This window comes from Mesorhizobium sp. M0317 (genome assembly GCF_040321555.1).
In the GTDB taxonomy this organism is placed as follows: domain Bacteria; phylum Pseudomonadota; class Alphaproteobacteria; order Rhizobiales; family Rhizobiaceae; genus Mesorhizobium.
In genome coordinates this window covers 1-3,946 of record NZ_JAMYRV010000088.1, presented here as the reverse complement: position 1 = coordinate 3,946, position 3,946 = coordinate 1, and the positions used below count along the sequence as shown (strand labels likewise).

4 protein-coding genes are annotated in these 3,946 nt (G+C 65.1%); 1 reads left to right on the top strand and 3 read right to left on the bottom strand.

Annotated features, from left to right (window positions below; genetic code table 11):
• The first annotated feature begins 236 nt into the window (after nucleotides 1-236).
• Complete coding sequence (locus tag NKI88_RS31515; RefSeq protein ID WP_027049775.1) at nucleotides 237-857, top strand: hypothetical protein; 621 nt, start codon at nucleotides 237-239, stop codon at nucleotides 855-857.
• A gap of 47 nt (nucleotides 858-904) precedes the next feature.
• On the opposite strand, the gene NKI88_RS31510 is transcribed toward NKI88_RS31515, so the two are convergent.
• From NKI88_RS31510 to NKI88_RS31500, 3 genes are all read right to left on the bottom strand, one after another.
• On the bottom strand, nucleotides 905-2,053 hold the full coding sequence (locus NKI88_RS31510; protein WP_352659288.1) for an extracellular catalytic domain type 1 short-chain-length polyhydroxyalkanoate depolymerase: 1,149 nt from the start codon (nucleotides 2,051-2,053) through the stop codon (nucleotides 905-907).
• 208 nt (nucleotides 2,054-2,261) lie between these two features.
• On the bottom strand, nucleotides 2,262-3,248 hold the full coding sequence (locus tag NKI88_RS31505) for an aldo/keto reductase (RefSeq protein WP_352659286.1): 987 nt from the start codon (nucleotides 3,246-3,248) through the stop codon (nucleotides 2,262-2,264).
• A 225-nt stretch (nucleotides 3,249-3,473) separates the two neighbouring features.
• The coding region (locus NKI88_RS31500; RefSeq protein WP_352659284.1) for a FadR/GntR family transcriptional regulator at nucleotides 3,474-3,946 on the bottom strand (473 nt) is incomplete at its 5' end.

Here is a 3,946-nt window from a genome sequence, read left to right as displayed (position 1 = left end):
CCCCCCCAGCGGCGGCGGTGGCTCACATTCCGGTACACTCCACCCCTTTTTTTCCTGCACCGCCCCGGGCCTCGTGGGGGCCTGGGGCCAAGGGTGCTGTCGGCGCGCTGCGAGCGACATTCAATTTCGGCCATAAGGGGCGGGTCTATTCGGACCTGCCCCTTTTCGCTGTTGCCTTGGCTTGACCGGCTCTTGCCGTGTTAGCATCGAACCAACGAAACCAGCCCCAGGAAGGCATGAGCCCGTCCCCGCAACTGATTGCCGAATGGCCGTTGTCGCCGTCAGCGACACTCGGGTCCGCCGTGCGCTCCAAGGGGATCGAACGTGAAGTCAGAGCCCGGCTGCCATGGGCAGTCAGGAAGCACGTCAAGGCCGAGACGGGGCGCATCGCATTGCGAATGTCGAGATCCGAAGCGGAAGCGTTCAAGGCCGCCTCTGCCAGTATCTCCAAAACACTGGAGGGAGTGGAGGCGCTGCCTGTGCTTCCACGCGAGGTCGAGGATATCCTTACGATCTCTTCGCGCGAGCGCCACAAATGGCTCAAGGACGGTCGGCTGCAAAGCACCGGCACACGCACCGTCAAGATGCGTGGGCGATCAAAGTCTGTCACCTTCCACGTTTTCGACCCGCGCCACATCGAGGACGTCCTGGACCGCGATTTGGCAACCGTGTGGAGAGAGCAGGATGTCCAGGAAGTCGCCGAGAACAGGCGGCGCGGCGCGGGCAAGGCCGCGTTGACGCGCGCGGGAAAGGGCACTGGCCAAGCGCGCACTGCGAGGAACGCCCGGGACACGGAGGGCCCGCCGCCCGGACTGAAGGGCTGGGATGCGTTCGAGGACGAAGGCCTGCTGCGATAATGATGCTGGTGCTTGCCCTTGTCCTTCGTGCGGGGCGAGCCTCCGCCTCAGCGCATCAATCCCGCTGCCCGCAGCGCGTCCTCGATGACCTTGGTGATCCCGCCCGCCGGACCGCCTGGCGGATTGACAGGCTCCGGGGCCGGATCGACACGGACAGCTCGCGGTTTTTCCTTCGGCGAGAAAGGCTGCAATGCAGTGCCTGAAGCGGCCTTGGCTTTCGCCGTGCGTCGTACCTCTGGCTTCGTCAGCCCCCAGAAACGGGCGATGTGGCGCGTCGAGGAAATCCCGGCATCCAGCATGAACGGCCCTGCTTTGCCGAGAGCATTGTCGCCGCTCGCCTGCAATGGCGTGCCATGGCCCATGCCGGCAATGCTGTATGCCTCGACCACGTCGCGGCCTTTGCCATCGGACCAGACTTTGCGGCTCTGACCGTCGACCTTTTCCGTGCGTGTCGGCGCTTGGGCGAGGCCGTGCACGCCCTGCCATTGCGCCAGCACCGCGCCGGCATTGGAAGGCACCACGGTCGTGTCGGCCGAGCCCTGCCAGATCGAAATCCTCGGCCACGGCCCCTTGTGCGGCGAAGCCTCCCGCAACAGACGCTGCAGGTCGGTTCTGGACGGGCCGCCATGGCCACGCATGCGGTCGAAGGCTTCGGGGATGGTCGAGGCGCTGCCATAGGCAAGCCCGGCAATGATCGCGCCACCGGCAAACACGTCCGGGTAGGTCGCCAACATCACCGCCGCCATGGCGCCGCCAGCGGAAAGGCCGGTGACGAATATCCGCTTGCGGTCGAGACCGTGAGTGACCACCGCCGCCTCGATCATCTGGCGGATGGACAGCGCCTCGCCGCCGTCGCGGCTTATATCGCCTGGCACGAACCAGTTGAAGCAAAGATTGGCGTTGTTGGCGCGCTGCTGCTCGGGGAAAAGCACGGCAAAACCCTGATCGGCAGCAAGTTCGGTCCAGCCGGAACCATGGTCGTAGCCGGCGGCAGTCTGGGTACAGCCATGCAGCACCACGACCAGCGCCGCCTGCTTCGGCAGGTTTTCAGGAAGATAAAGCCGCGCACGCAAGGCGCCCGGATTGGACCCGAACCCTGTCATCTCGGACAGGTGATCGTCCTTGCTCTGTCCTGCACCGGCTGGCCGGCGGCGCATCGCGCTCAGCCGGGCGATCGTATCGGATATGTCTCGCAAATTGGTATCCTTGCGCGCCGGAATGGGCAGACTCGTGCACACAACGCACACGCAGCAATATCGTTGCTGCACTGCACAATAACAAGCGGCACGGCCGATTAAATGACCGGTGGATCACAGGATCCGCTGCACAGCTTGTAACGACGAGCGCAATTTTGCCCCGGCTGACCTCTGGTCAGTCAGCCGGTCGAGGGCGGCAGGCGCTGGCTCACCAGCGCTGATGCACGTAGGGCTTGATGTTCTCATCGTAGACCGCCTTCACCTTGGCCATCAACTCGGAGGATAACGGCGCAAGCTCAGCCGCTTCCGCATTGGAAACCGCCTGCGCTGGATTGCGGGCGCCGGGAATGACAACCGTCACCGCATCGAACATCAGGATCCAGCGCAGCGCGAATTTCGCCATGGTGGTGTCGCCTGACACCAGCGGCCGCACCTTCTCGACCGCCGCCAGCCCGACCTCATAGGGCACGCCCGAAAACGTCTCGCCGACATCGAAGGCTTCGCCATTCCTGTTGAACAGGCGATGGTCGGTGGTCTCGAACTTGGTGTCCGCCCTGAACTTGCCGGACAGCAGGCCGCTGGCCAGCGGCACGCGGGCGATGACGGCGACATCGTTCTTTTTCGCCTGGTCGAAGAACAGCTCGGCCGGGCGCTGGCGGAAGGCGTTGAAGATGATCTGCACGCTGACGACGCCGGGATATTGCATCGCCTTCAGCGCCTCTTCGACGCGCTCGACGCTGACGCCGTAGTTGCGGATCTTGCCCTGCTCGGTGAGCTTGTCGAGACGCTCGAACACCTCCGGATGATAGTAGAGATCGGTCGGCGGGCAATGCAGCTGCACCAGGTCGAGCGTGTCGGTCTCGAGGTATGTCAGGCTGCGGTCGATCCAGCCGGTGAGGTTCTCGACGCTGTAGCCCTCGACCGTCTGCTTCGGCAGCCGCCGTCCGGCCTTGGTGGCGATGAACGGGCGCGCGCCACCGCGTTCCTTCATAACCCGTGCGATCAGCTTTTCCGAACGGCCGTCGCCATAGACGTCGGCGGTGTCGAGGAAGCTGACGCCGGCATCGAGCGCGGCATGCAGGGCGGCGACCGCATCGTCGTCATTGACCTCGCCCCAGGCGGCGCCGATCGCCCAGGCGCCGAAGCCGATCTCGCTGACTGATCTGCCGGTACGGCCAAATTTCCGTGACTGCATTTTGCTTCCTGACTTGCGGCTTTGATGACGGTTCTGATTTCGGGAGCCTCATACCGCATGGCAACGCGATTGACATCCCTCTTCCTGGGATTTACCAGATTACAGGGTTGTATGACAACGGGGTAAGACTGCAACAGTGGGAGCCGGGAGGAACATGTCGCTGATGCGCCAACTTTATCTCGGCGGGGTCGCCGGATGAGCAGTCCGTCAACCGTGGTTGGCTCCCTAATCGTGAACAGCCTTGTCGCGCAGATCCTCGAAGCGGGCATAGCTTTTGGTCAGATGGCTGCGCATGGCGCGCCGCGCGGCATTGACGTCCCTGGCTTCGATTGCCCCGAGAATGGCGCGATGCTCGCGCTGCATGCGGTCGAGATATTTTTCCCGCTCGGCCTCCGTCATGCGGTCGAGCCGCGTCCAATGGCGCGGGACCATGGCGCTGCCGAACGTGTCGAACAGCCGGGTGAAATTCGGGTTCTGCGTCGCGGCGAGAATGGCGCGGTGGAAGCCGAAATCCTCTTCCGAGCCGGAGCCGCCGGCACGCACCGCCGCCTCCAGCGCGTCGAGCCGCGCGCTCATCTGCTGGAGCGCCGCCCCCCGGGGCCCGTTGGCGCCCCGGCCCGGCGGCGCCCCCGCCCCGGCCCAGCGGCCTTGCGCGCCCCCCCCCCCCGCGGGGGGCGGGGGGGGGGGGGGGGGGCGCC

What these genes read in the sequence shown, in the direction of transcription:
- NKI88_RS31515 (WP_027049775.1), top strand. Translation starts at nt 237, where the DNA reads ATGAGCCCGTCCCCGCAACTGATTGCCGAATGGCCGTTGTCGCCGTCA.
- NKI88_RS31505 (WP_352659286.1), bottom strand. Translation starts at nt 3,248, where the DNA reads ATGCAGTCACGGAAATTTGGCCGTACCGGCAGATCAGTCAGCGAGATC.